Genomic DNA, 24450 nt, shown 5'->3' with positions numbered 1-24450 from the left:
GAGCCTAATCGTCTCCGGGTACCGCCGCGCGGCCCTCCTGGATGGCCCGCGGCTTCGAGCGCTGCCCGGCCAGGTGCCAGGGCAGCCGTGCATACACCCCCGCGAGCAGCGACTCCGGTGGAACCAGGGGCAGCGACTCCGCCTCCCGGAGGGCGGCGGCCACCTCCTCCGAGTTGCCGAAGCACTGCGCCAGGTACGTCACCCGGGGGAAGCCGCGCAGCAGCACGGCCGCCCTCTCGCGCAGCGACTGGCGCTCACCTCACGCCATGGCAAGGAACAGCAGGTCCGGCTTCTCCAGGTACTTGATGACCTCGTACACGAAGTCCGCCGCCACCGAGCCGTCGATGACGCGGTGGTCGCACGACAGCGACAGGTTCATCATGTCGCGCACGACGACCTGGCCGTCCTTCACCGCCGGGCGCTGCTTCAGCTTGTGCACGCCCATGATGCCCACCTCGGGGTGGTTGATGATGGGCGTGGCGAACAGGCCGCCGCTCTGGCCCAGCGACGTAATCGTGAAGGTGCCGCCCGTCAGCTCCTCCATCTTCAGCTTCCGCTCGCGCGCGGCGACGCCCAGGCGGGCCGTCTCCTGCGCCAGCTGGGCCAGCGTCAGCCGGTCCGCGTCCTTGATTACCGCCACGGTGAGGCCGTCCGGCGTCGCCGCCGCCATGCCGATGTTGTACTCGCCGCGCACCACCAGTTCCTGCGTGGCCTCGTCGAAGTTGGCGTTGAGGTGCGGGAACTTCTTCAGCGCGGCAATCGTCGCCTTGATGATGAACGGCAGGTAGTTGAGCTTGGTGTTGTCACCGGCCGCCGCGAGCTGCTTGTTGAGCCGCGCGCGCAGGGCCACCAGGTCCGTGGCGTCCACCTCTTCCACGAAGGCGAAGTGCGGCATCGTGAACTTCGACCGCACCATCTTCTCGGCGATCTTCTTGCGCAGGCCGCGCAGGGGAACGCGCTCGTCCGCGCGACCGGCCGACACCGGGGGCGCGGCGGGCCGGGCCTGCTGAGCGCTGGCGGGCGAGACCACGTTCTTCTGGGTGCCACCCTCCAGCGCCGCCTTCACGTCCGCCTTCGTCACCCGCCCCTGCGGGCCCGAGCCGGCGATGGTCGCCAGGTCCAGCCCATGCTCGCGCGCCATGCGACGCGTCACCGGGGTGGCCAGCACCTTGGTGGCCGAAGCCGCCGGGGCCTCGCCATGGCTCGCCGCCGACATCGGAGCCGCTGAAGGAGCCGCCGCGCCCGCTGCCGGAGCCGAGGGAGCCGCGGCCGGAGCTGGAGCGCCGTGGCCACCCGCCTGCACCGGCGCCGCGCCCTCGATCTCCAGGGTGACGAGGAGCTGGTGCACCTTCGCCATGTCCCCTTCCTTGCCGTGCACCTTCACGACGCGGCCCGCCTTGGGGGTGGGGACGGTGACGGTGGCCTTGTCCGTCATCACCTCGGCGAGGACCTGGTCTTCCTTGACGGGGTCGCCTTCCTTCACGTGCCACTTCACCAGCTCGCCTTCCATCACGCCTTCACCGAGGTCGGGGAGCTTGAATTCGAAGATCGCCATGGGGTCGTCGTCTTTCCGCGAGGGATGGGGTGTGCGTCAAGCCCGGCTCAGCCGAGGCGCTCGAGGCGCTCGCGCTCCATCAGGCCCTTCATGAAGAACTCGGCCGCGCGGTAGCTGCTGCGCACGAGCGGACCGGAGGCCACGTAGAGGAAGCCGAAGGACTCGGCCAGCGACTTGTACGCCTCGAACTGCGCGGGCGTGACGAAGCGCTCCACGCGCAGGTGGTACTGCGACGGCTGGAGGTACTGGCCCAGCGTCAGCACGTCCACGCCCACGTTGCGCAGGTCCTTGAAGGTCTGCTCCAGCTCCGCGTCCGTCTCGCCCAGGCCCACCATGACGGAGGTCTTGGTGTAGAGGCCCTCGGGACGGTGCTTGAGATATTCCAGCACGCGCAGGGACTGGCGATAGGTGGCGCGCCTGTCGCGCACGGTGGGGGTGAGCCGCTCCACCGTCTCCACGTTGTGCGCCACCACGTGCGGCTTCGCCTCTGCCACCGTGGTCAGGTCCTTCTCCACGCCCTTGAAGTCGGGGATGAGCACCTCGACGATGGTCTTCGGGCTCTCCTTGCGCAGCTCGCGGATGGCGGACGCGAAGTGGCTGGCGCCACCGTCCGGCCGGTCGTCACGATTCACCGACGTGACGACGATGTACTCCAGGTTCATCTCCTTCACGGCCTGGGCCAGGTGGATGGGCTCCATCGGATCCAACGGCGGGGGCGCCCCCACCTTCACGTGGCAGAAGCGGCAGGCGCGCGTGCACACCTCGCCCATGAGCATGACGGTGGCCGTGCCGCCGCCCCAGCACTCGGCGATGTTCGGGCAGCGGGCCTCCTCGCACACCGTGGCCAGCTTCGTCCGCTTCACGATGGCTTTGACCCGCTCGTACCCTTCACCGTGCGGGAGACGCACCTTCAGCCACTCCGGCTTGCGGGTGGTCTCAGTCACCTGGGGGAGAGGAAACCGGTCGGGAGTCGCCATGGATCGCGGGCCTTCTATGGGTTGGGCGAAAGACGTTCAAGCGGGAAGCCTCTAACGCGAGGCGTCAGCCCCCGCCAGCCGCTTCCCTGTTGTCGTGTCCCTACTAATGCCCTGGCGGCGGGCAGGCTGCCCCGGAGGAGGCAGCACCGCCACGCCCGGATGCCCAGGCTGAAGGAATGGCCGCCATCCACCTGGGGACCAGCGGGTACGTCTACAAGCACTGGAAGGGGCTGCTCTACCCCGCCGGGCTGCCAGCCAGCCGCTGGCTCCCACGGTACGCACAGGTCTTCATGCATACGCCGGTGCACGTGCCCCCGGTAATGGACAGGCCGCCCACGGGCGTGGAGCCCGGGACGGCCTGAAGGGCCCACCGTGGTGGGCCCGGAGCGACGACGCGCGACTAGAAGTGGCGCGGGTGGCCCAGCGTGGCCTCGGCGCCCTCGTGCATGATCTCCGAGAGCGTGGGGTGCGCGTGGATGGTGCCCGCCAGCTCCTCGGTGGTGATCTCCAGCTTCAGCGCGACGCACGCCTCGGCCAGCAGCTCGGTGGCGTGCGGGCCGATGAGGTGCACGCCCAGCACCTCGTCGTACTTCTTGTCGGAGATGATCTTGATCATCCCGATGGCCTCGTTGGAGATGGACGCCTTCGTCACCGCGCCGAAGGGGGCGATGGTGAACTTCACGTCGTAGCCACGCTCCTTGGCCTTCTTCTCCGTCAGGCCCACCGAGGCGACCTCGGGGTAGCAGTACGTGGCGGAGGGCGTGAGGTCGTAGTTGATGGGCTGCGGGTTCTTCCCGGCGATGTGCTCCACCGCCACCACGCACTCGGCGCTGGCCATGTGGGCGAGCATCGGCGTGGGGATGACATCGCCCACCGCGTACACGTTGGCCTCCGTGGTGCGCATCATCGAGTCGACCTTGATGAAGCCGCGCTCGGGCTTGATGCTCGTCTTGTCCAGGCCGCAGTCCTCGGTGACGGGCGCGCGGCCCACCGCCGACAGGAGGATCTCCGCCTCCAGCGTCTTCGTCTCGCTGCCCACCTTCATGGTGACGCGAACGCCGTCCGCCGTGTGCTCCACCTTCTCCACCGCGGAGCCCGTGTGCACGTCGATGCCGCGGCGCTTGAAGAGCTTCTCCAGCTCCTTGGAGATGTCCGCATCCTCAATCGGCAGCAGCGCGGGCAGGTACTCGACAATCGAGGTCTTGCTGCCCACGTGGTTGAAGACGGAGGCGAACTCGCAGCCCACCGCGCCGGCGCCCAGGACGATGATGCTCTTGGGGATGCGGTCGATCTCCAGGATGGAGTCGCTGTTCATCACCCGCTTGTGGTCCACGGGAACGTTGGGAAGGGACTTGGGCACCGAGCCGGTGGCGATGATGATGTTCTTCGCCTCCAGGATCTGCTTGGAGCCGTCCTCGGCCGTGACTTCCACCTTCCCCTTCCCCGCGATGCGGCCATGGCCCTTGACCACGGTCACCTTGTTCTTCTTCATCAAGAAGTCGATGCCACCCGCGCCCTTGGTGACGACCTTGTTCTTGTGCTTCATCGCGTTCGCCCAGTTGATGGTCGGGCTGGACACGTCGATGCCGAAGTCGGCCGCCTCCTTCACGTGGTGGAAGAGCTCCGCGGTCCACAGGAGGGACTTGGTGGGGATGCAGCCCCGGTGGAGGCAGGTGCCGCCCAGCCGCTTGTCCCTCTCGATGATGGCCGTCTTCAGCCCGAGCTGACCCGCGCGAATGGCTCCCACGTAGCCGCCAGGGCCCGAACCGATGATCACCACGTCGAACGTCTCAGCCACGCACGCCTCCGTAACTATTGCGGATGGAACCCGGGGGGGCTGATAACCCCCGGTCCCGGTTGGAATCAAGGAGTTTGCTCGTGCGCCGTTTCCCACTCCGAACCCTGCTGCTGATGCTGGTGGCGCTGGCCGCCTTCGCCCGTCTCTATTGGGTGACACACCGAGATGCGTCGCCCGGAGCACAGTCGGAGGAGCGCGCCCGGAATGACGCGGCTGGCAAGGCCCCGTCCGCCACCCCGGCCTCCCCCCTGGTGCCCTCCCCCGAGTGCCGTCCCGTGGAGCGCGCCCTCAACGACGCCCTCCGGGCGCCCCAGGACGCCCGCGTCCAGGCCGACGCCCGCCAGAAGCTGGAGGCCTGCCCCCAGCCTCCGAGCCGCGCCTGTGAGCTGGGTGCCGCGCTCTCCGTGCGGGCCCCCCTCGCCGCTGGTGAGGCCGCCCCGCTTCGTGGACTGCTCGCCTCACTGTGCGAGCGCTGCCCGCCCGCCGCCAACACCTGCGCCCAGAGCGTGGGCCAGGCCTTCCTGGCAGCGGCCGTCGGCGGAGTGCCGGACGCGGCGGCCCTGGCGGAGCTGCGTTGGGCGCTGGAGCACGCCGGGAAGCAGGGCACGGAGGCCGCCTGCGACTCGCTCGTCCGGCTGGGGCTCGCGCCGGCCGCCCAGTCCGGCACGCCGGTGAGTCCCGCGGTGGGAGCGCTGCTGGCGGAGCTGGCGCCGCTGTGTGCGAAGGCGGACCACCTGCCGGACGCGGTGCTGCGGGCCGCCGCCGCGCAGCAGGGCCTCCAGGCAGCCCCGAAGCTGGTGGCGCTGGTCACCGCCTCCAACGTGGAGACAGCGCCCGTGGAGCCGGATCAGGTGACGGGGGCCGAGCCCCGGAGGCACGCCTTCGACGGGGATGTGAATACGGGCGTCCCCGTGAGCAACGCCGCCCCCGACAAGCGGTGGGCGGCGGACGGAGCCCTGCGGGCGGGCTATGCGCCCAACCTGAAGCACCTCGCGTCCATCCGAATCCGCGCCACCGGGCCCGGCGAGCTGAGGGCCATCGTCCGCACACCCCAGGGCGTGGGGCTCAAGGACCCGGAAGGCGGCTTCTCCTTCGTGAACCCCACCCTGTGCCGCTTCCGCGGCACGGGGCAGTGGGAGCTCTGCACGCCCACCGTGCCGCTCGTCGACGTGGACGCGGTGAGCGTCTTCCCGGAGCGCTCGGACGTGGAGCTGAAGGAGCTGGAGATCACCGGCGCGAGGTAGGCGCCGGGAGGCTCAGCCGAGGAGACCCTTCTCCTTGGCCATCGCGAAGATGGGCGCGGCGTCCTTCTTCAGCACTCCGCTGACGTCCTGGACGATGGCGTCGCTCGACTTCGCCACCGACAGGTAGTTGTCGAAGGTGCGCGTGAGGATCAGCACGCCGGAGATGATGACGCGCTGGAGGTTGTGCTGCAGGTCCGTGCCCTCATAGATGAGCCACATCTGATCCACGCAGGTGCGGCGGGCCTCCAGCAGGAACTGGTTGAGGATGGCGCGCTCCTGCGCGTCGGGCACCTTCGACTTGGGGCTGACCGAAGCGACGTAGATGAGGTTCGAGTTGAGCCGCTTCGCGGACTCCTGCATCTGCGCAAGGATCGTCGAGACGTCCTCCTTCGTCGGAGGATTCTCCCAGCGGGAGAAGATGACGCGGTCGATGACTTCAGCCTTGTAGGTGGGGCCGTTCACGATGCCTCCGGTGAGGCGGACGGTTTGGTGTGCAAGCGCCCGGCCGGCGTTCTCCACTGCGCCGTGCGCCCGAATGTGTAGCAGGAACACTCCCATCATTGAAGAGAGTGAGCACTCACCCTGATCCACTGAGTGGCAGCCACGCTGTCACGCTGCAGTCCTGGCGGACAAAACCGTCCGGGTCGGGGGTGACACTGCCCCTGAAACACCGCCATGTCTCAGGAAGGCTGGAAAGTCCCGACCCCAGCGGCAGGAACGGATGCGCTCGGGGCGCGAAGAAAGTTCAGCGCGAGGCGCGGCGGGCGAGGACGGCCTTCACGTCCTCCAGGGTGAGGCCCAGCGGCTTCACGGCGACGAGCACGTGGTAGAGCACGTCCGCCGCTTCCTCCACGGCGCGCTCCCGGTCTGCATCCGCGCACGCCGTCACCAGCTCCGCGCCCTCCTCGCCCACCTTCTTCAGGCGCAGGTTGCGGTCGTCCAGCAGCCGGCGCGTGTAGCTCGGCTTCTCCCCCTGAGGGGGCGCCTGCGTGGCGCGCCGGGCAATGGTGGCATCCAGCGCGGCCAGCGCGTCCCAGCGGCCAGGGCCGAAGCAGGTCTCCTCGCCGGTGTGGCAGGCGGGGCCCGCCTTCTCCACCCGCGCCAGCACCGCGTCCCCGTCGCAGTCCGCGCTGAGCGACACCACGCGCTGCACGTTCCCGCTGGTGCCGCCCTTGTGCCAGAGGCCCCGCGTCCGGGAGCGGTAGTGCATCTCCCCGGTGGACAGCGTGCGTTCGAGCGCCTCGCGGTCCGCGTGCGCCACCATCAGCACGTCCCCGGTGCCCGCGTCCTGCGTCACCACCGTCACCAGGCCGCCGCCCTTGGTGAAGTCCAGCCGGTCCACGTCCAGCGTCACCGCCGTCATCGCAGGCCCTCCTTCAAGCCGAGCCGCCCGCGCACCACCCGCGACAGCGCTCCGTTGGTGGCGATGCAGTCGCCGCCGAAGGAGGTGGCCCTGCCCTTCCAGTCGGTGAACACGCCGCCGGCCTCCTCGATGATGGGCTGCAGCGCCGCCGCGTCCCAGGGCGACAGCACCTCGTCCACCATCACCTCCGCGCGCCCGGTGGCCACCAGCAGGTAGCCGTAGCAATCACCCCAGGTGCGGTCCATGGCCGCTTCCTTCGCCAGCCCGCGCCAGGCCTCGCCCCGCTCCGGGTGCAGCAGGAACCGCTCGTCGGTGGACAGCAGCACTGCCTTCGACAGCTCCGACTGCGTGGAGACGCGCGTCGGCTTGTCATTCCAGAAGCAGCCCTGCCCCGGCGCCGCCACCAGCATTTCCCCGACGGCCGGGAAGTAGGCGGCGCCCACGAGGATGCGCTCACCCTTCGCCAGCGCCACCAGCGTGCCCCACAACGGCACGCCGCGGATGAACGTCTTCGTCCCGTCGATGGGGTCCAGAATCCACCGGCGCTCGGCGCCCGGCCGCGTCTCGCCGAACTCCTCGCCGAGGATGCCGTCCTCGGGGAAGCGGGCCTCCAGCCAGTCGCGCGCCGCCTGCTCCGCCGTGCGGTCGGCCACCGTCACCGGCGTGCCGTCGGACTTGGTGTCCACCGCGATGCCGCCCCGGAAGAAGCCAAGCGCCACGTCCCCGGCCTTCCGTGCCACCTCGGCCGCCGCCTGCATCAGTCCCTGTCTGTCGTTCATGTCCCGCTCCGGATGTGGAGGCCGCCCTCGCGGAGCAGCGACTTGATGGCGCCCACCGTGGTGACGCCGTCGTGGAGGATGCCGGCCACCAGCGCCGCATCCGCACCGCCCCGCGTGAGCGCGTCCCGCACGTGGTCCGCGCTGCCCGCCCCACCCGAGGCGATGACGGGCACATCCACGGCTTCGGACACCGTCCGCGTCAGCTCGAGGTCATAGCCGCTGCGCGCCCCGTCCCGGTCGATGCTGGTGAGCAGCACCTCCCCCGCCCCACGCGCCACGCAGTCACGGGCCCAGGCCACCGCGTCCAGGTCCGTGGGCTTGCGGCCACCATGGGTGTAGACGCGCCAGCGCCCGTCCTCCCTCTTGGCGTCGATGCTGGCCACCACGCACTGGGCGCCGAAGCGCTCCGCGCACGCCGTCAGCAGCGCCGGGTTGGCCACCGCCGCCGAGTTGATGCTCACCTTGTCCGCGCCCGCGCGCAGGGCCCGGCCCACGTCGTCCACCGTGCGCACCCCGCCGCCCACGGTGAGCGGAATGAACAGTCGTTCCGCGGTGCGCTGCACCAAATCCCACAGGGTGCCGCGCTCCTCGGCGCTGGCGGAGATGTCCAGGAAGGTCACCTCGTCCGCGCCCTCCTGCTCGTAGCGCCGGGCCAGCTCCACCGGGTCTCCCACGTCGCGCAGGCCCTCGAACTGGACGCCCTTCACCACGCGCCCGCCCTTCACGTCCAGGCAGACGATGAGTCGCCGGGTGAGCATCACTTCACCTCCAGGGCGACGGAGCCCTTCATGCTGAACACCGTGCCCGAGTCCACCATGGCGTCGCGCAGCGCCAGCCCCAGCGCCTTGAACGCGGCCTCCGTCGCGTGGTGGCTGTCCTTGCCGCGCAGCACCCGCAGGTGCAGCGTCACCTTCGCGTGCTCGCTGAACGAGCGCATCCAGTGCTCGTAGAGCCGGTTCTTCAGCGGGCCCTGGTAGTAGAAGCGGCCGCCCGCATCCAGGCACGCCTGCACCAGCGCGTCGTCCATGGGAATGGTGCGCTCCGCGAAGCGCGCCGCCGTGGCGGGAATCACCTGCTGCACCGCCGTGCCCAGCGTAATCGCCACGTCCTCCATGAGGTGGTGGGTGAGGTCGCCCCGCGCGTGCAGCTTCAAGTCGAGGCCCGCGTAGCGCGCGAAGGTGGCCAGCATGTGGTCGAAGAACTTCAGGCCCGTGTCCACCTGGGTGACGCCCTTGCCGGGCGTCAGCTCCACGTGAATCTTCGTCTCCTTCGTCTCCCGAGTGACGGTGGTCATCCCGCGAACTCCTGCGCGACCGCGCGCGCGTCCAGCCTGCCCGTGTACAGCGCCATGCCGATGACCGCCCCGTAGGCGCCCGCCGCCGCCAGCGCCCTCAGGTCCTCCAGCGTCGTCACCCCGCCCGACGCGTAGAGCCGGTGGCGGCTGGTGCTCGCCACCTCCTGCATCAGCGGCAGGTCCACGCCCGACAGCTGCCCCTCCTTGTGCACCGCCGTCACCAGCAGCCCCGCCAGCGGCAGCGGCTCCAGCGCGGCGAGCACGTCGCGGATGTCCCGCGCGCTGCCCGCCGTCCAGCCGCGCGTCACCACCTCGCGGCCCTTCACGTCCGCCGCCACCACCACGCGGCCCGGGAAGCGGCCCGACACCTCCGACAGCCACGCCGTGTCTTCAATCGCCCGCGTGCCCACCACCACGGAGGATGCGCCGCCCTCCAGCACGGCCTCCACCCGGTCCGAGTCGCGCACACCGCCGCCCACCGTGAAGGTGAGGCCGCGCTCGTACGAGGTCAGCCGGAAGATGCTGTCCGCGTTGGAGCCCTTGCCCAGCGCGGCGTCCAGGTCCACCACGTGGAAGGTGCGGAAGCCATGGCCGCGCCACTGCCTCAGCGCGTCCAGCGGATCATTCACCCGGACCTTCTCCGCGTCGTACGAGCCGCCCACCAATTGCACGCACGCGCCCTCGCGCAGGTCGATGGCTGGAATGGCAATCACGGCGCCACCTCCTTGAGAAAGGCCTGCACGAAGGCCACGCCCGACACGGAGGACTTCTCCGGGTGGAACTGCACGCCCACCACCTTCCCCCGGCGCACCGCCGCGGGGAAGCGGTCCTCCTCGTGCGTCGTCCACCCCGTGACGACTGACGGGTCCGTCGCGCGGCAGACGAAGCTGTGCGCGTAGTACACGGTGTCCAGCTTCGCGCCCGCCAGCGTGCGGTCGTCCTCCACGGTGTTCCAGCCAATCTCCGGCACCCGCCGCGAGGCCAGCCGCGTCACCTTCCCGGAGAAGTAGCCCAGGCCGGCGCCTCCGCCCTCCTCGCTGGTGTCGAAGAGCAGCTGCATGCCCAGGCAGATGCCCAGGCACGGCAGGCCCGCCTCCAGCGCGTCGCGCATGGCCTGACGCCCCGGCTCCAGCCGCGCCGCCGACGCGCCAAAGGCCCCCACGCCCGGCAGCACCAGCACGTCCGTGTCCAGCGCGCGCACCGGGTCCTCCTGCACGCGCACCTCCGCGCCCTCCACCGTGGCCAGCGCCTTGGCCAGCGAGTGCAGGTTGCCCGCTCCGTAGTCGAACAGGGTGACTCTCATCGCAGTGACTCCCGCAGCGCCGCCAGCGCCGTCTCCAAGAGGGGCCAGGGGCCACTGCCAATCCGGAGCGCGTCCCCCACCCCGGTCAGCCCCTGGAAGGCCCGCACATTCACGTCCCGCTCCCGCATCCGCTCCGCCACCTTCGGCGCGCCCGGAAGGGGCACCATCAGGAAGTTGGCCTCAGAGGGCAGCGGACGCAGCCCCAGCTCCACCAATTCGCCGCGCAGCCGCTCACGGTTGGCCACCGCCTCCGCCACCCGGGCCTTCACCCAGTCGCCGTCCTCGGTGAGCACCGCGGTGGCCATGGCCTCCGACAGGGCGGTGAGCATGTACGGGCCCCGCGCCTTCTCCACCTCGGCCACCAGCGCCGGGGCGCCCACGGCCCAGCCCACCCGCATGCCCGCCAGGCCATACGCCTTGGAGAAGGTGCGCGTCACCAGCACGTTGGGCCGCGTGCGCGCGAGGTCCAGGAAGCCCGGCCCGGAGGCAAACTCGGCATAGGCCTCGTCGATGATGACGAGGCCGGGCGCCCGCTCCACCACGCGCTCCACCGCCGCGCGAGACAGCGCCGTGCCGGTGGGGTTGTTGGGCGAGCACAGGTAGATGACCTTCGCCCCCGTGGCCAGCAGCGCGTCCGCGTCGACGTCGAAGTCCGGCCGCAGCGGCACCGGCGCGGGCTTCACCGCGTTCATCTTCGAGTACAGCGGCACCATGACGAAGGTGGGGTCCTGGAAGGCGAGCACCTCGCCCGGCTCCAGGAAGGCGCGGATGGCGCTGTCGATGATGCCGTCCGAGCCGCAGCCCGTCGTCACCGCCTCCGGCCCCACGCCGACGTACGCGGCCACCGCGCGGCGTAGTTCCGGCGAGTAGCCCGCGGGATAGCCCGTCACGGCGCGGAGGCCCGCCTCGCGCAGCACGCGCTGCGCGGCGGGCGGGGTGCCGAAGAGGTTGGTGTTGTCGCTCAGGTCCACCCGGCACGGCTTCTTCGCCGGCGAGTAGAGAGGGATGTCGCGGTAGGAGGTCCGGGTGGGAATCACACGCGCCTCCAGGCCCGGGCCGCGTCGGCGTGAGCGAAGAGGCCCTCGTTGTCCGCGAGGACGCCCACGTCCTCGGCCAGGTTCGCTGCCGCCTGTCCCTCCACCCGCTGGTAGGTGGTCCACCGGTAGAAGTCCAACAGGTTGAGCCCCGAGTACGCCCGCGCCAGGCCCGCCGTGGGCAGGACGTGGTTGGAGCCCGTCATGTAGTCGCCGTAGGCCACCGAGGAGCGCTCACCCAGGAACACGGTGCCCGCGTTGCGCACCCGCGCCAGGTCCTCGCGAGGCGAGGTGGTGGCGAGCAGCAGGTGCTCCGGCGCGAAGTCCGCCGCGAAGGGCCACGCCTCGTCCAGCGACGCCACGCTCAGCACCGCGCCGCGAGAGCCCAGCGCCGAGGTGACGATTTCCCACCGCTTCGCCCCCTGCGCCAGCCGCTCCACCGAGCGGGCGATGGCGTCCGCCAGCACCTCGCCCACCGCGAGCGTCACGCACGCGGCCTCCGGGTCATGCTCGGCCTGGGCCAGCATCTCCCGCGCCACCGCGTCCGGGCTCGCCGTGCCGTCGGCAATCACCAGGATTTCGCTGGGGCCGGCGGGCGCTTCAATCGCCACCGTGCCCACCACCTGGAGCTTCGCCTCGGCCACGTACGCGTTGCCCGGCCCGACGATGCGGTCCACGCGGGGCACCGTCTCCGTGCCGTACGCCATGGCCGCCACCGCGCCCGCGCCGCCCAGCGAGAAGACGCGGTCCGCGCCCGCCAGCGCCGCCGCGGCCATGACACTGGCGTGGGGCAGCCCGTCCGGGCCCGGTGGAGAGCAGACGATGACCTCGCCCACGCCCGCCACCTTCGCCGGCACCACGCCCATCAGCACGCTGCTGGGGTACACCGCCCGGCCTCCCGGTGCGTACACCCCCACGCGCCCCAGCGGATCCGGCCGTCGCCCCACCAGCACGCCGGGCTCCGTCTCCACCTCCACCGTGCTCGGCTTCTGCGCCGCGTGCGCCCGGGCGATGTTGCGCGCCGCGCGCGCCAGGGCCTCGCGCACCGTCGAGTCCAGCGAGGCCAGCGCCGCCTCGCAGCGCTCGCGCGGCACCTCCAGCGCCGTCAACTCCACACGGTCAAACTGGCGCGCCAGGTCGAACAGCGCCCGGTCGCCGTCGTCGCGCACCCGGGCAATGAGCTCACTCACGCGGGAGGCCACGCGCGCATCCGAGCCGCCCACCCGATTCAACAACCGGCGGCGGTCCTCCGAGGACAGGGCGGACAGCGGGCCGCGGTACCTGAGGATGGAAGAGGAGGCAATCATGCCATCAACCTCTCGATGCGGGTGACGAGGATGCCCTCGCAGCCCAGGGCCTTGAGCGCGTTGACGGTGCGGTAGATGGTCTTCGAGGGCACCACCGCGTGCACCGCCACGAAGTTGCCGCCATTCAGCACGTCCACCACGGTGGGCCCGTTAAGGCCCGGCAGCACCTCGCGCACCTGCTGGAGCGCCGTCCTCGGCACGTTGGCCATGAGGTAGCGCTTGCCCCGGGCCGCCAGCACCGAGCCCAGCGCCAGCTTCAATTCCTCCAGCTTCCGCTGCGCCTCCGGGGCGTTGCCCTTGCAGGACACCAGCCGCGCGCTGGACTCCAGCACCGTGGCGACTTCCCGCAGGCCGTTCATCTTCAGCGTGGAGCCGGTGGAGGTCAGGTCCACGACGATGTCCGCGATGCCCAGGTGCGGGGCAATCTCCGCCGCGCCCGACACCGGCACCACCGTCACCCGCTGCCCGCGCTTCTCGAAGTACCCCTTCGTGAGCTTCGGGAAGCATGAAGCCACGCGGCTCCCGTCCCTCACGTCGTCCACCGAGGCGAGGCCGCTCTCCTCGCGGGCGGCCACCACCAGCCGACACTTCCCGAACTCGAGGTCCATCAGGAGGTCCAGCTCGCGCCCGGCCTCGTTCACCAAATCCCACCCGGTGACGCCCGCGTGCGCCGCGCCGTCGGCGACGAACTCGGGGATGTCCTGCGCGCGGACGAAGATGGCCTCGAACTCGCCGCCCAGTGACGCGGTGAGGGCCCGCTCGCCCCGGGCCTTCACTTCCAGCCCCGCGTCGTTGAACAGCTCGCGCACCTCTTCGGAGAGACGACCTTTGTTGGGAAGGGCAATCTTCAGCAGCATGGGTGGGCCTTTAGAGAGCTGCGGGGGAACTGCGGAGGGCTGCGGGAAAAGGGGTGCGCGGAAACGAAAAAAGGCCCGTCCTGGGGAGGACGGGCCTTCGTCGCTGCGCGGCAGGTGCCGGGTGGGTGCGCTCTAGCGGTTCACCCAGGCATGCGCATGGCGATCGAACCCGTCCGGGCCGAGCCGATGATGCGCATGGTGGTGATGAACGAACGCAGGGAGCACGGCTCCATCAGTAACCAGAACGCCCCCCGCCGTCAACCGGGCCCGCGGGGCAGGGGTTCAATGGACGCTTGCAAACCCCGGTGTGGGCGAGCAGGAAGCAGGCGCTATGCGACTGTCGGACGTCATCATCGTGGGCGGGGGCATCATGGGGTGCGGCATCGCCCTGCGGCTGCGGCAGGCGGGCGTGCGCGTCACCGTGCTCGAGCGCTCCATTCCCGGGGCGGAGGCCTCCAGCGCCGCCGCGGGCATCCTCGCCCCCCAGTGGGAGTCGGACGGACCGGGCCCCTTCCTGGAGCTGTGCCTGCGCAGCCGGGGCCTCTACCCCGCCTTCGCCTCCGAGCTGCGCGAGCTGACCGGCGTGGACGTGGCCTACCGGCCGTGCGGCCTGCTCCGCGTGGCCTTCAACGAAGACGACGTGCACCACCTGGAAGCCACCGTGCTGTGGCAGCGCGGCATGGGCCTGCGCGCGGAGTTGCTGGACGGCGCGGCGGCCCGGGTGCTGGAGCCCCGACTGTCGCCGAAGGCGCTCGGCGCCGCGCACTTCCCGGACGACCACCAGGTGGACAACCGGCTGCTGGTGCGCGCGCTGTCCATGGCCGCGGCCCGCGTGGGCGCGGAGTTCCGCAGCGGCTACGTGCGCGGCGTGGTGCACGAGCAGGGCCGCGCGGTGGGCGTGGACCTGGACGGCGAGGTGCTGCGCGCGGACGCGGTGGTGCTGGCCGCGGGCTCATGGTCCGCGCTGGTGCAGGGCGCCGGTGTGGAGCCGAAGGCGGTGCGGCCGGCGCGCGGGCAGATGGTGCAGCTGCAGACGCGGCTGCCGGTGCTGGAGCGCGTCGTCACCTCGGAGAAGGGCTACCTCGTGCCGCGCGCGGACGGGCGCATCATCGCCGGCAGCACCATGGAGCTGGTCGGCTTCGACAAGCAGGTGACGGCGGCGGGGCTGGCCCGCATCCTCGACATGGCGCTGGAGCTGTGCCCGGAGCTGGCGTCCGCGCCGGTGACGGACTCGTGGGCGGGCTTCCGGCCCTGGACGGAGGACAGCAACCCCTTCATCGGAGAGGGCCCCGTGCCCGGCCTGTTCCTCGCCACCGGTCACTTCCGCAACGGCATCCTCCTGGCCCCCATCACCGCGAAGCTCGTCGCGCAGGCGGTGCTCGGCGAGAAGCCCACCATGGACCTCACCCCCTTCCGGTATGACCGGCCCCAGGCCCGGGCCCACGGCTGACCCGAAAAACCGCCCCGGTCAACAGGGCCCGGGGGCCGTAAGGGCAACCCCCGAGGTCGGAGGGCGGACACACCCTCCCAGGGCTGGCTGGATCGCCCCCACCCCAGGCAGCCGGGCAGCCGCTCCAGGTGGTTTTCCGAGGGAAACAAGGCGTGGGGCGTGCCTGGCTGCCCCACCCTCCGGCAGCGGTCGGCTGCCCTCCCTGTCCACTGGCGGATCAACCGTCAACCCGGGAAGGGTGGTAATTTCCAGTACTCGTTCGCCATTGAAACCCGGAAACCTCTAGAATCGACCGCCGTGGAAGCCATCCCCCCTGCCCCACCCAGAATCCTCATCGTCGATGATGACGACTCCGTACGAGACGTCATCTCCGTCCTCCTTCGGGAGGAGGGCTACAACTGCGTCGTCGCGAGTGGTGCCGAGATGGCGCTGGATATCGCCGGCGAGGAGGACACTCCGCTCGTCATCAGCGACATGAAGATGCCGGGCAAGGACGGCCTGTGGCTCCTGGAGAACCTGCGCGAGCGGCTCCCGGACACCTCCGTCATCATGCTCACCGGCTACGGCGACACCGAGTCCGCCGTGGACTGCCTGCGCCGTGGCGCGGTGGACTACCTCCTCAAGCCACCCAAGCTGACGGACCTCATCCGTGCCATCGAGCGCGCGCTGGCCAAGCGCCGCATCGAGATGGCCCGCAAGCGCTACCAGAAGAAGCTGGAGCGCAAGGTGCGCGACAGGACGGCGGAGCTGCGCCTCGCCCTGCGCGACATCGCCAACACCTACCAGAACACGCTGCTGGCGCTGGTGGCTGCCCTGGACGCGCGCGAGCACGAGACGAGCGACCACTCGCAGCGAGTGGTCAGCTACACGTCCGCCATCGCCACACGCATGGGCATCCAGAGCAAGGAGCTGGAGGAGATTGGCCGCGGCGCGCTCCTGCACGACATCGGCAAGATTGGCGTGCCGGACGCGGTGCTCCTCAAGCCCGGCAAGCTGACGCCGGACGAGTGGATGGAGATGCGGAAGCATCCGGAGATCGGCTTCCAGATGATCCAGGCCATCCCCTTCCTGGACACGCCCGCCTCCATCGTCCTCTCGCACCAGGAGCGCTGGGACGGCGCCGGCTACCCGCGCAACCTCCAGCGGCACGAGATCCACATCGGCGCGCGCATCTTCGCCGTGGCGGACACGCTGGACGCGATGACGAGCGACCGGCCGTACCGCAAGGGCACCTCGTTCGCCAACGCCATCCAGGAGATCCGCCGCTGCGCCAACACGCAGTTCGACCCGGAAGTGGTGCGCGCGTTCCTGGACATCGGTGAAGAGGGCCTCATCCGCATCAAGGAGGAGATGAAGCTGAAGAAGCTCCAGCTCCCCCAGGCGGAATTGGAGGCCACCGAGGCCGAGGCCGAGCTGGCCCGGCTCACCGACCTGGACGATGACTCCGACGCCCCGACGCCCAGCCGCGCCTCCGCCGCGCCTGAGAGCCCCGAGGTGAAGGACCCCGTCAAGCGCTCGGCCACCGGCACCGAAGGTTGAGTCGAGGAAGTCTCCGCGCGGGGGGGCTTGGGAGAGTGATGACCGGCCCCGGAGTGGCTGTTATGAGGACAGGCCTGCCGTGACGACCGCCCTCCCACTGCCCGCGCCGGATCCGCTCGCCCCGCCCCTGCTGGACGCGCAGGGGCGGCGCATGACGTACCTGCGGCTGAGCGTGACGGACCGGTGCAACTTCCGCTGCGCCTACTGCTCGCCCGCCTCCTGGGGGGGGAAGAAGGACCTGCTCACCGCCCAGGAGCTGGAGCGCATCACCTCCGTCTTCGCGAGCATGGGCATCCGCCGCGTGCGCCTCACCGGGGGCGAGCCGCTCATCCGCCCGGACATCCTGGAGATTGCCCGGCGCATCTCCGCGCTGCCCGGCATCCAGCACCTGGCCATCACCACCAACGCGAGCCACCTGGCCACCCTGGCCGTGCCGCTGCGAGAGGCCGGCGTCAGCCAGCTCAACCTGAGCCTGGACACGCTCTCCCCGGAGACGTTCCGACGCATCTCCAAGCAGGGTGACTTCGACGCGGTGCTGCGCGGCATCGACGCGGCGGCGGCGGCGGGCTACGCCTCGCTGAAGCTCAATGTCGTGGTGATGCGCGACGTGAATGACGGCGAGGCCGCGGCGCTGGTGGCGTACGCGCACGCGCGCGGCATCACCCCGCGCTTCATCGAGCTGATGCCCTTCGGTCAGGGCAAGCCGGTGCCCACCGCGGAGCTCGTCGAGCGCCTCCAGGCCGCGGGCCTGCCGCTGGAGCCCGAGCCCGAGGAGACCGGCGACGCCGCGTCCTCCGCCACCTCCGGCCCCGCGCGCTACTGGCGCACGTCCGCCGGGCGCGTGGGCTTCATCTCCCCGCTCACGCAGAACTTCTGTGGCGGGTGCAACCGGGTGCGCGTGGCGTCGAATGGCGACCTGCGCAGCTGCCTGGGAGGGCGCGCACAGGCGCCGCTGCATCAGCTCATCCGGGGAGGTGCCACCGACATGGAGCTGGCCGTGGCCGTCCGCCGCGCCCTGGGCGACAAGCCCGACGGGCACCGCTTCACCGAGCCCGGCAACGGCGCCACGCTGCTGCCCATGATGGGCATCGGCGGCTGAAGCCGTTCCCTGGAAACACGACGGGCGGGCCCGCGCCTTCGCGCAGTGCCCGCCCGTGAGCCCGGGCCCTCGTGAGGAGGGCCGGTGCCGTGCGACCTACTTCACCAGCCGGATGTTGACCGGGTACTTGTAGAGCTGGCCCTCGTTCGCCTTCAGGCCGGCGATGATGGAGAAGACCAGCGCGGCGATGCCGACGACGGGCAGCAGGATGGCGCCAATGCCGATGCAGATGGTGATGGCGCAGATGACCGCGACGATGAACACGGTGATCTGGAAGTTCAGCGACTCCACGGCGTGGGCGCGAACGAAGGAGGACTCCTTGCCCTTGGTCAGCATCAGCACCAGGGGCACGGCGAAGCCCAGACCTACGAAGTTGGCCAGGATGGTGCCCATGTGGGCCAGCAGCGCCATCGTCTTCTCGTCCTGGGTCGGCATCGGCGTGCCACTGATGAACGAGCCCATCTGCTCCCGCGGCGGAGTCTCCATTGAACGTCCCCTCCAGATATCTTGGGGCGCGAAAAGCGCGCCCTTGCGCACCTACCATGACACGCACCTGCTCCGATTGTCACGTCTCGGACAGGTGATCTGACGGGTCGTCCCGGCCTTCCGTCCTCGGGCGCACACCTCAGCGATACAACTCGCCGCCGGCCTTCTTGAATTCCTCGCTCTTCTCCTCCAGGCCAGCCTTGAGCGCGACATCCTCGGAGACGCCCTGCTTCTCCGCGTAGTCGCGCACGTCCTGGGTGATTTTCATGGAGCAGAACTGGGGGCCGCACATGGAGCAGAAGTGGGCCACCTTGGCGCCCTCGGCGGGCAGCGTCTCGTCGTGGAAGGCGCGGGCGCGCTCGGGGTCCAGCGAGAGGTTGAACTGGTCCTCCCAGCGGAACTCGAAGCGGGCCTTGGACAGGGCGTTGTCCCGCGCCTGGGCGCCCGGATGCCCCTTGGCCAGGTCGGCGGCGTGGGCGGCGATCTTGTACGTAATCACGCCCTCCTTCACGTCGTCGCGGTTGGGCAGGCCCAGGTGCTCCTTGGGCGTCACGTAGCAGAGCATCGCCGTGCCGAACCAGCCGATCATCGCGGCGCCGATGCCGCTGGTGAAGTGGTCGTACCCCGGCGCGATGTCCGTGGTGAGGGGCCCCAGCGTGTAGAAGGGCGCCTCGCCGCACACCGCGAGCTGCTTCGTCATGTTCTCCTGGATGAGGTGCATGGGCACGTGGCCCGGGCCCTCGATCATCGTCTGCACGTCGTGCTTCCAGGCGACCTTGGTCAGCTCGCCCAGCGTCTCCAGCTCGCCGAACTGGGCCGCGTCGTTGGCGTCGGCGATGGAGCCCGGCCGCAGCCCGTCACCGAGGCTGAAGCTGACGTCGTACGCCTTCATGATTTCGCAGATCTCCTCGAAGTGCGTGTAGAGGAAATTCTCCCGGTGGTGGGTGAGGCACCACTTGGCCATGATGGAGCCGCCGCGGCTGACGATGCCGGTGAGGCGCTTCGCGGTCCACGGGACGTAGCGCAGCAGCACGCCGGCGTGGATGGTGAAGTAGTCCACGCCCTGCTCCGCCTGCTCGATGAGCGTGTCGCGGAACAGCTCCCAGGTGAGGTCCTCCGCCTTGCCGCCCACCTTCTCCAGGGCCTGGTAGATGGGCACGGTGCCGATGGGCACCGGCGCGTTGCGGAGGATCCACTCGCGCGTCTCGTGGATGTTGCGGCCGGTGGACAGGTCCATCACCGTGTCCGCGCCCCAGCGGATGGACCAGACCATCTTCTCCACCTCCTCTTCGATGGAGGAGGTGACGGCCGAGTTGCCGATGTTGGCGTTGATCTTCACCAGGAAGTTGCGGCCGATGATCATCGGCTCCAGCTCCGGGTGGTTGATGTTGGCGGGGATGATGGCGCGACCCCGGGCGATTTCGTCCCGCACGAACTCGGGCGTAATCGTGCGCGGAATGGAGGCGCCCCAGGAGTGGCCCGGGTGCTGGGCCGCGAGCGAGGCCTCGGCCTTGAGGTTCTCCCTCAGGGCCACGTACTCCATCTCCGGGGTGATGATGCCGCGCCGGGCGTAGTGCAATTGGCTGACGTTGGCGCCCTGCTTCGCCACGCGGGGCTTGCGGCGGTGGCCGAAGCGCAGGCCGTTCAGCCGCGGGTCCGCCTCTCGCGCGCGGCCGTACTCCGAGGAGATGCCGGACAGCTCCTCCGTGTCGCCCCGGCCGAGAATCCAGGACTCGCGCACCGGGGACAGGCCCTGGCGCAGGTCGATGGTGGCCGAGGGGTCCGTATAGGGCCCGCTGGAGTCATAGACATGGACGGGCGGGTTCTCCGTCACCTTCGCGTCCGGCCCGGGGCCATGGCGCGTGGGCGTCTGGCTGATTTCCCGCACCGGCACGCGGAGGTCCGGGTGCAGCGCGCCGGACACGTACACCTTGCGCGAGGCCGGCAGCGGGCCCCGGCTGATCCCCTCCAACACCTTCCCATCGACCTTCAGGCTCTTGGACGCTCCGCTCATCTCGCATCTCCTCGGCGGCGGATGGGCGACGGGCGAGGGGCGGAGCCCCGGGCCGCTTCCCTCCGCCGGAATGACCCGGTTCAGGTTCCAAGGGTTGGCCGCACAGCACGGCCGTCTCAGCCCCTTCCAGGGGCACCCCTAGCGACAGGGTGAGCACTTAGCGCACAGCAAGGCGGCCTTCAACCCGGCGCCAGTGCCGCCCAAAGCCCTCCACCGGACAGCGGGGGCGAAAAGCCTGCGGGGGCACGGGTGCTCGCGCAAACCTTGCGCGCGCGGGGAGCGGGCAACACCGTGTTCCGAGGAGGACCCTGAGCTGGCCCCGGACCTGCAATGGAAGAGGCCCGTCAGAGGACATCCCAACCCCGGAGCGCCGCACATGCAGATTGTTGGAGAGCTGATGACCCGCGAGGTGGTCACCCTCAAGGAGACACAGAACCTGGCCAAGGCGGATGAGCTGCTCCGCCTCCACCGCATCCGGCACCTGCCCGTGCTGCGGCAGGGCAAGCTGGTTGGCCTCGTCACCCACCGGGACCTGCTCCGGGCGGCCTCCGTCCACAGCACCGACCCGGCGTCGCAGCCGCTGTGGGCCGCGGACATCATGACGCGCGACGTGGACACGGTGCGCGCGGACACGCCGCTGAAGGACGCCGTGGCGCTGATGCTCAAGCACAAGTACGGCTGCCTGCCGGTGGTGGACGCCAACCACCACCTGCTGGGCATCGTCACGGAGGCGGACCTGGTGCGGTACGCGCAGTACCTCATCGAGGAGCGCGACCGGCACGAGATGTCCGCCGAGTTCGGCGCCTGAAGCCCGACCCGCTGCGCCCCCGTCGTCCGCGTCCCGCGTGAAGCCCCATGACCTCCTCCTTCACCCCGCCGGGCGCGGCCTCCGAGGCGCCTCCCGCTCCGCTGCTCGTCGGGGACGCCCTCGCGAGTGCGCCGCGCCGTGACTGGCTGCGCCCCGCGCTGGCAATGAGTGGGCTCGCGGTGGTGGCGCTCGTGGCGGGCTTCGGCGTGGAGGGCCCGGTGGCCTCGCGCGCGGTGCTGATTGGCGGGGCGTGTCTGGTGCTGTGGCTCACGGAGGTGGTGCCGCCCTTCGTCCCCACCCTGCTGCTGATGGGCGCCACGCCGATGCTGATGGAGCCGCTGGCCGCCGACTACCGCCTGTCCTCGGTGCTGACGTGGGGCATGGACCCGGTGCTGGTCCTCTTCCTCGGAGGCTTCACGCTGGAGGTGGCGGCCATGCGGCACGGGCTGGACGCCGCGGTGGCCCGCCACGTGGTGCGGCTGTCGCGCGGGCGGCCCCGGCTGCTGCTCCTGCTGGTCATGGCCGGCGTGGCCTTCCTGTCCATGTGGATGTCCAACGTGGCCGCCGCGGCGATGATGCTCGCGGCGCTGCGGCCCATCCTCCAGGCGACTCCCGCAGGTGCGGCGCTGCGGCCCGCGCTGCTGCTGGGTGTGGCGCTGGGCGCCAACTTCGGCGGCATGGCCACGCCGGTGGGCAGCGGCCCCAACGCCCTCGCGGTGTCCGCCGCCAGCGCGTACTCGCGGGTGACATTCGCCGAGTGGATGGCGCTGGCCCTGCCCCTCACGGCGCTGATGCTGGTGCTGGGCTTCGGGCTGGTGCTGCTGCGCTTCCGGCTGAGCGGCCGGCTGGAGCTGCCCGCCGAGGAGCCCCGCCCCCTGACGCGCGACGGGCGCCGGGTGCTGGGCGTGAGCGCGGCCTGCGTGGTGGCCTGGCTGTCCGAGCCCCTGCACGGCATGCCCGCGCCGGTGGTGGCGCTGGGCGCCACCGCGCTCCTCTTCGGCAGCGGCCTGCTGAAGCGCGAGGACCTGGGCAGGCTGGACTGGTCCACCCTCCTCCTCATCGCCGGAGGCATCTCCCTGGGGCGGCTGATGGAGCACTCCGGGCTGGTGGCGCGGGCGCTGGCCGGCTCGGACCTGGGCGGCTGGCCGGTGTCGGTGCAGCTGGGCGTGCTGGTGGTGGTGGCGGCGGTGCTGTCCGCGGTGATGAGCAACACCGGCACGGCGGCGCTCCTCCTTCCCCTGGCGGTGCAGCTCCACCCCGCGGCGTCCACGCCCATCCTCGTGGCGCTGGGGTGCTCCTTCGGCATCCCCTTCGTCATCAGCACCCCGCCCAACGCCATGGCCGCGGGCGAGGGGCTCGACTCCTCCGAGCTGATACGGCTCGGCCTCCCGCTGATGCTGGCGGGCTGCCTGCTGGTCAGCCTTACCGGCACCGCGGTGCTACGTCTCTTCGGACTGCCATGAGCTACCCTCGACCCGCCCCCTCGTACTTCGGGACGAGAGGGGCTCCGGCACGAAGCACAGGCGCGGCACAGGGGTTGAAAGGGCACTGCCCATCCAGGGCAGCGAGGGAGACAGGCCCATGACGTCCGTGACGATTACCGAGTACGAGACGCGTCTCTTCTGGCAGGGCGAGCGCGGTGCCGTCCTGACGAGCGACCAGGCGCCCCCCGTGCCCATTGGCCGGCCGCTGGCCGAGCCGGGCACGGCGGATGAAGGCCGCTGGGCGCCGGAGTCGTTGCTGGTGGGCGCGGTGGAGGGGCGCACGCTGCTGGCCTTCCTGGACCGGGCGCGCGAGGCGGACGTGCCGGTGCTCTTCTACCAGAGCTCCGCCATGGCCCGCCTGGTGGCCGCCCCGGGCCGGCCGCCACAGTTCACGGACCTCATCGTCCGCCCCCACGTCGCCGTCCCCACCGACGCGGACGCGGAGGCGGCGCGCCACATCTTCTCCGAGCTGCCCGAGCACTGTTTCCCCAGCTCCATCCTCCAGCTCACCCCTCGCATCGAGCCCGTGGTGGAGACGTGGCATGTCCGCGCCGACGCCGGCCGCGATACCCGGGCGGACTCCTCCGCGAGCCCTCCCGCTACCTGACCCGAGAGCCCTCCATCCATGTCCCTACAGCGAATCCTGGTCGTCGACGATGAGGACAATGCCCGCCGGGCGATTGCCACCATCCTCCAAGAGGAGGGCTACGAGGTCGCCGAGGCCGCCAACGGCGAAGAGGCCCTGGCCCGCATCCCCGAGTTCTCCCCCGCGGTGGTGCTCACCGACGTGCGCATGCCGCGGATGGACGGGCTGACGCTGCTCAAGACGGCGCGCGAGCAGGGCAGCGACGCCACCTTCGTGATGATGACGGCGTTCGCCAGCGTGGAGACCGCCGTCGAGGCGATGAAGTCCGGCGCGGACAACTTCCTGCTCAAGCCGCTGGACGCCGAGCAGGTGCTGGTCATCCTGGGCAAGGCGCTGGAGAAGCGCAGCCTGCGGCAGGAGGCGGAGGCGCTGCGAGACCAGGTGCGCTCGCGGGTGCGGCGCTTCCACGACATCATCGGCGAGTCGCCGCCGCTGCAGGGCATCTACGACGTCGTGCGCCGCGCGGCGGGCACGCGCGCCACGGTGCTCATCCTGGGCGAGTCCGGCACGGGCAAGGAGCTGATTGCCCAGGCGCTGCACCAGGAGTCACCGCGCAAGGACAAGCCCTTCATCCGGGTGCACTGCGCGGCCCTGTCGGAGAACCTGCTGGAGAGCGAGCTGTTCGGCCACGAGAAGGGCTCCTTCACGGGGGCGCTGGCGCGCAAGGAGGGCCGCTTCGAGCTGGCGGACGGCGGCACGCTGTTCCTGGACGAGATTGGCGAAATCTCCCCGGCGGTGCAGGTGAAGCTGCTGCGCGTGTTGCAGTCGCGCGAGTTCGAGCGCGTGGGCGGGACGCAGACGCTGAAGGTGGACGTGCGCATCGTCGCCGCGACGCACCGGGACCTGGTGGCGGAGGTGAAGGCGGGCCGGTTCCGCGAGGACCTCTACTACCGGCTCAACGTGGTGAGCGTGACGCTGCCGCCGCTGCGGGAGCGCAAGAGCGACATCCCCGCGCTGGTGAACCACTTCCTGGAGAAGTACGGCGAGTCGTACGGCAAGGAGGTGCGCGGGCTGGCGCCGGGCACGCTCCAGGCGCTGCTGTCCCATGACTGGCCGGGCAACATCCGCGAGCTGGAGAACGCGATTGAGCGCGCGGTGGTGCTGGCACAGGGGCTGGAGGTGACGACGGACGACCTGCCGCCCGTGCTGCGCGGGCCGCGTCCGGCGGGCACGGCGCAGGGCTCGCTCATCCCCGGCGCGACGCTGGCGGCGATTGAACGGGAGGCCATCCTCCGCACGCTGGAGATGGTGCAGGGCTCCACGTCGCGGGCCGCGGAGGTGCTCGGCATCAGCGTGCGGAAGATCCAGTACCGCCTCAAGGAGTACGGCATGCAGGGCGGCGGGACGCAGCTCAAGGCCGTGCCGGACGAGGACGAGGACCTGGCGGCGGAGACGGAGGGGTGAGGACCGGCG

25 protein-coding genes and 1 riboswitch are annotated in these 24450 nt (G+C 70.7%); of the genes, 9 read left to right on the top strand and 16 right to left on the bottom strand.

Translation table 11 applies throughout. From position 1 onward, the window contains the following. Positions 1 to 4: 4 nt before the first annotated feature. The 3 genes from G4D85_RS41080 to lipA are packed head-to-tail and all read right to left on the bottom strand — an operon-like array spanning position 5 to position 2532. Positions 5 to 226, bottom strand: coding sequence for a hypothetical protein (locus G4D85_RS41080; RefSeq protein WP_164019722.1), 222 nt, complete (start codon positions 224 to 226; stop codon positions 5 to 7). Between the two features lie 33 nt (positions 227 to 259). Continuing rightward, positions 260 to 1555, bottom strand: a complete 1296-nt coding sequence (locus tag G4D85_RS41075) for a dihydrolipoamide acetyltransferase family protein (protein WP_164019721.1) — start codon at positions 1553 to 1555, stop codon at positions 260 to 262. Between the two features lie 47 nt (positions 1556 to 1602). Next, positions 1603 to 2532, bottom strand: coding sequence for a lipoyl synthase (gene lipA / locus G4D85_RS41070; protein ID WP_164019720.1), 930 nt, complete (start codon positions 2530 to 2532; stop codon positions 1603 to 1605). A gap of 176 nt (positions 2533 to 2708) precedes the next feature. Between lipA and G4D85_RS50025 the strand changes: the two genes are divergently transcribed. Continuing rightward, complete coding sequence (locus tag G4D85_RS50025; protein WP_240359803.1) at positions 2709 to 2894, top strand: hypothetical protein; 186 nt, start codon at positions 2709 to 2711, stop codon at positions 2892 to 2894. A gap of 38 nt (positions 2895 to 2932) precedes the next feature. On the opposite strand, the gene lpdA is transcribed toward G4D85_RS50025, so the two are convergent. Continuing rightward, positions 2933 to 4330: a dihydrolipoyl dehydrogenase gene (gene lpdA, locus G4D85_RS41060; protein ID WP_164019719.1), complete on the bottom strand. Its 1398-nt coding sequence runs from the start codon at positions 4328 to 4330 to the stop codon at positions 2933 to 2935. An 80-nt stretch (positions 4331 to 4410) separates the two neighbouring features. Between lpdA and G4D85_RS41055 the strand changes: the two genes are divergently transcribed. Next, positions 4411 to 5574, top strand: coding sequence for a hypothetical protein (locus tag G4D85_RS41055; protein WP_240359802.1), 1164 nt, complete (start codon positions 4411 to 4413; stop codon positions 5572 to 5574). A 12-nt stretch (positions 5575 to 5586) separates the two neighbouring features. Here G4D85_RS41055 and G4D85_RS41050 read toward each other — a convergent pair whose 3' ends face one another. The 10 genes from G4D85_RS41050 to hisG all read right to left on the bottom strand — a co-directional run bounded on the left by G4D85_RS41050 (position 5587) and on the right by hisG (position 13511). Continuing rightward, on the bottom strand, positions 5587 to 6036 hold the full coding sequence (locus G4D85_RS41050; RefSeq protein WP_164019717.1) for a DofB protein: 450 nt from the start codon (positions 6034 to 6036) through the stop codon (positions 5587 to 5589). Between the two features lie 283 nt (positions 6037 to 6319). Further along, entirely contained in the window at positions 6320 to 6937 is a 618-nt protein-coding gene (gene hisIE / locus G4D85_RS41045; RefSeq protein ID WP_205525923.1) for a bifunctional phosphoribosyl-AMP cyclohydrolase/phosphoribosyl-ATP diphosphatase HisIE, read from the bottom strand. Next, the gene (hisN, locus tag G4D85_RS41040; protein ID WP_164019716.1) at positions 6934 to 7716 is read right to left on the bottom strand and encodes a histidinol-phosphatase; all 783 of its coding nucleotides are present in this window, start codon (positions 7714 to 7716) and stop codon (positions 6934 to 6936) included. Before hisN ends, hisIE begins: the two co-directional genes overlap by 4 nt. After that, positions 7713 to 8474, bottom strand: coding sequence for an imidazole glycerol phosphate synthase subunit HisF (hisF, locus tag G4D85_RS41035; protein WP_164019715.1), 762 nt, complete (start codon positions 8472 to 8474; stop codon positions 7713 to 7715). The genes hisN and hisF overlap by 4 nt, the downstream gene beginning before the upstream one ends. Continuing rightward, the gene (locus G4D85_RS41030; protein WP_164019714.1) at positions 8474 to 9010 is read right to left on the bottom strand and encodes an imidazoleglycerol-phosphate dehydratase; all 537 of its coding nucleotides are present in this window, start codon (positions 9008 to 9010) and stop codon (positions 8474 to 8476) included. Before G4D85_RS41030 ends, hisF begins: the two co-directional genes overlap by 1 nt. After that, positions 9007 to 9723, bottom strand: a complete 717-nt coding sequence (locus tag G4D85_RS41025) for a 1-(5-phosphoribosyl)-5-[(5-phosphoribosylamino)methylideneamino]imidazole-4-carboxamide isomerase (protein ID WP_164019713.1) — start codon at positions 9721 to 9723, stop codon at positions 9007 to 9009. Before G4D85_RS41025 ends, G4D85_RS41030 begins: the two co-directional genes overlap by 4 nt. Then, positions 9720 to 10313, bottom strand: a complete 594-nt coding sequence (gene hisH, locus G4D85_RS41020) for an imidazole glycerol phosphate synthase subunit HisH (RefSeq protein ID WP_164019712.1) — start codon at positions 10311 to 10313, stop codon at positions 9720 to 9722. The genes G4D85_RS41025 and hisH overlap by 4 nt, the downstream gene beginning before the upstream one ends. Beyond that, positions 10310 to 11350 (bottom strand): pyridoxal phosphate-dependent aminotransferase, encoded by a 1041-nt coding sequence (locus G4D85_RS41015; RefSeq protein ID WP_164019711.1) that lies wholly within the window; start codon positions 11348 to 11350, stop codon positions 10310 to 10312. Before G4D85_RS41015 ends, hisH begins: the two co-directional genes overlap by 4 nt. Continuing rightward, complete coding sequence (hisD, locus tag G4D85_RS41010; protein WP_164019710.1) at positions 11347 to 12654, bottom strand: histidinol dehydrogenase; 1308 nt, start codon at positions 12652 to 12654, stop codon at positions 11347 to 11349. The genes G4D85_RS41015 and hisD overlap by 4 nt, the downstream gene beginning before the upstream one ends. Next, entirely contained in the window at positions 12651 to 13511 is an 861-nt protein-coding gene (gene hisG, locus G4D85_RS41005; protein ID WP_164019709.1) for an ATP phosphoribosyltransferase, read from the bottom strand. The genes hisD and hisG overlap by 4 nt, the downstream gene beginning before the upstream one ends. 331 nt (positions 13512 to 13842) lie before the next feature. Between hisG and thiO the strand changes: the two genes are divergently transcribed. The 3 genes from thiO (at position 13843) to moaA (ending at position 17599) form a co-directional block, all read left to right on the top strand. Then, complete coding sequence (gene thiO, locus G4D85_RS41000; RefSeq protein ID WP_164019708.1) at positions 13843 to 14961, top strand: glycine oxidase ThiO; 1119 nt, start codon at positions 13843 to 13845, stop codon at positions 14959 to 14961. A gap of 297 nt (positions 14962 to 15258) precedes the next feature. Beyond that, on the top strand, positions 15259 to 16500 hold the full coding sequence (locus tag G4D85_RS40995; protein WP_164019707.1) for an HD domain-containing phosphohydrolase: 1242 nt from the start codon (positions 15259 to 15261) through the stop codon (positions 16498 to 16500). A gap of 79 nt (positions 16501 to 16579) precedes the next feature. Beyond that, a complete protein-coding gene (moaA, locus tag G4D85_RS40990) occupies positions 16580 to 17599 on the top strand; it encodes a GTP 3',8-cyclase MoaA (RefSeq protein WP_164019706.1) in 1020 nt (339 codons plus the stop codon). 96 nt (positions 17600 to 17695) lie between these two features. Here moaA and G4D85_RS40985 read toward each other — a convergent pair whose 3' ends face one another. Both G4D85_RS40985 and thiC read right to left on the bottom strand, forming a co-directional pair. After that, entirely contained in the window at positions 17696 to 18085 is a 390-nt protein-coding gene (locus G4D85_RS40985) for a DUF4870 domain-containing protein (RefSeq protein WP_164019705.1), read from the bottom strand. A gap of 139 nt (positions 18086 to 18224) precedes the next feature. Continuing rightward, entirely contained in the window at positions 18225 to 20099 is a 1875-nt protein-coding gene (gene thiC / locus G4D85_RS40980; RefSeq protein ID WP_164019704.1) for a phosphomethylpyrimidine synthase ThiC, read from the bottom strand. A gap of 40 nt (positions 20100 to 20139) precedes the next feature. Then, a riboswitch (TPP riboswitch) is annotated at positions 20140 to 20249 on the bottom strand. 226 nt (positions 20250 to 20475) lie between these two features. Here thiC and G4D85_RS40975 point away from each other — a divergent pair. The 4 genes from G4D85_RS40975 (at position 20476) to G4D85_RS40960 (ending at position 24441) form a co-directional block, all read left to right on the top strand. Continuing rightward, positions 20476 to 20907, top strand: coding sequence for a CBS domain-containing protein (locus G4D85_RS40975; RefSeq protein WP_164019703.1), 432 nt, complete (start codon positions 20476 to 20478; stop codon positions 20905 to 20907). Between the two features lie 47 nt (positions 20908 to 20954). Further along, positions 20955 to 22370, top strand: a complete 1416-nt coding sequence (locus tag G4D85_RS40970; RefSeq protein WP_164019702.1) for an SLC13 family permease — start codon at positions 20955 to 20957, stop codon at positions 22368 to 22370. Positions 22371 to 22488: 118 nt separating this feature from the next. Continuing rightward, positions 22489 to 22998 (top strand): OsmC family protein, encoded by a 510-nt coding sequence (locus G4D85_RS40965; protein ID WP_164019701.1) that lies wholly within the window; start codon positions 22489 to 22491, stop codon positions 22996 to 22998. Positions 22999 to 23016: 18 nt separating this feature from the next. Further along, the gene (locus G4D85_RS40960; protein ID WP_164019700.1) at positions 23017 to 24441 is read left to right on the top strand and encodes a sigma-54-dependent transcriptional regulator; all 1425 of its coding nucleotides are present in this window, start codon (positions 23017 to 23019) and stop codon (positions 24439 to 24441) included. Positions 24442 to 24450 lie beyond the last annotated feature (9 nt).

It is taken from the genome of Pyxidicoccus trucidator (assembly GCF_010894435.1).
Lineage (GTDB): Bacteria > Myxococcota > Myxococcia > Myxococcales > Myxococcaceae > Myxococcus > Myxococcus trucidator.
This window is presented reverse-complemented; position numbering and strand designations above follow the sequence as displayed.

Excerpts from the sequence above, each read along its gene's own strand:
- hisG (WP_164019709.1), bottom strand. The coding sequence starts at position 13,511 with ATGCTGCTGAAGATTGCCCTTCCCAACAAAGGTCGTCTCTCCGAAGAG.
- G4D85_RS40975 (WP_164019703.1), top strand. The coding sequence starts at position 20,476 with ATGCAGATTGTTGGAGAGCTGATGACCCGCGAGGTGGTCACCCTCAAG.
- thiO (WP_164019708.1), top strand. The coding sequence starts at position 13,843 with ATGCGACTGTCGGACGTCATCATCGTGGGCGGGGGCATCATGGGGTGC.
- lipA (WP_164019720.1), bottom strand. The coding sequence starts at position 2,532 with ATGGCGACTCCCGACCGGTTTCCTCTCCCCCAGGTGACTGAGACCACC.
- hisD (WP_164019710.1), bottom strand. The coding sequence starts at position 12,654 with ATGATTGCCTCCTCTTCCATCCTCAGGTACCGCGGCCCGCTGTCCGCC.
- G4D85_RS40965 (WP_164019701.1), top strand. The coding sequence starts at position 22,489 with ATGACGTCCGTGACGATTACCGAGTACGAGACGCGTCTCTTCTGGCAG.
- G4D85_RS40960 (WP_164019700.1), top strand. The coding sequence starts at position 23,017 with ATGTCCCTACAGCGAATCCTGGTCGTCGACGATGAGGACAATGCCCGC.
- G4D85_RS40985 (WP_164019705.1), bottom strand. The coding sequence starts at position 18,085 with ATGGAGACTCCGCCGCGGGAGCAGATGGGCTCGTTCATCAGTGGCACG.
- G4D85_RS41030 (WP_164019714.1), bottom strand. The coding sequence starts at position 9,010 with ATGACCACCGTCACTCGGGAGACGAAGGAGACGAAGATTCACGTGGAG.
- hisF (WP_164019715.1), bottom strand. The coding sequence starts at position 8,474 with ATGCTCACCCGGCGACTCATCGTCTGCCTGGACGTGAAGGGCGGGCGC.
- thiC (WP_164019704.1), bottom strand. The coding sequence starts at position 20,099 with ATGAGCGGAGCGTCCAAGAGCCTGAAGGTCGATGGGAAGGTGTTGGAG.
- hisN (WP_164019716.1), bottom strand. The coding sequence starts at position 7,716 with ATGAACGACAGACAGGGACTGATGCAGGCGGCGGCCGAGGTGGCACGG.
- G4D85_RS50025 (WP_240359803.1), top strand. The coding sequence starts at position 2,709 with ATGGCCGCCATCCACCTGGGGACCAGCGGGTACGTCTACAAGCACTGG.
- hisIE (WP_205525923.1), bottom strand. The coding sequence starts at position 6,937 with ATGACGGCGGTGACGCTGGACGTGGACCGGCTGGACTTCACCAAGGGC.
- hisH (WP_164019712.1), bottom strand. The coding sequence starts at position 10,313 with ATGAGAGTCACCCTGTTCGACTACGGAGCGGGCAACCTGCACTCGCTG.
- G4D85_RS40970 (WP_164019702.1), top strand. The coding sequence starts at position 20,955 with ATGACCTCCTCCTTCACCCCGCCGGGCGCGGCCTCCGAGGCGCCTCCC.
- G4D85_RS41075 (WP_164019721.1), bottom strand. The coding sequence starts at position 1,555 with ATGGCGATCTTCGAATTCAAGCTCCCCGACCTCGGTGAAGGCGTGATG.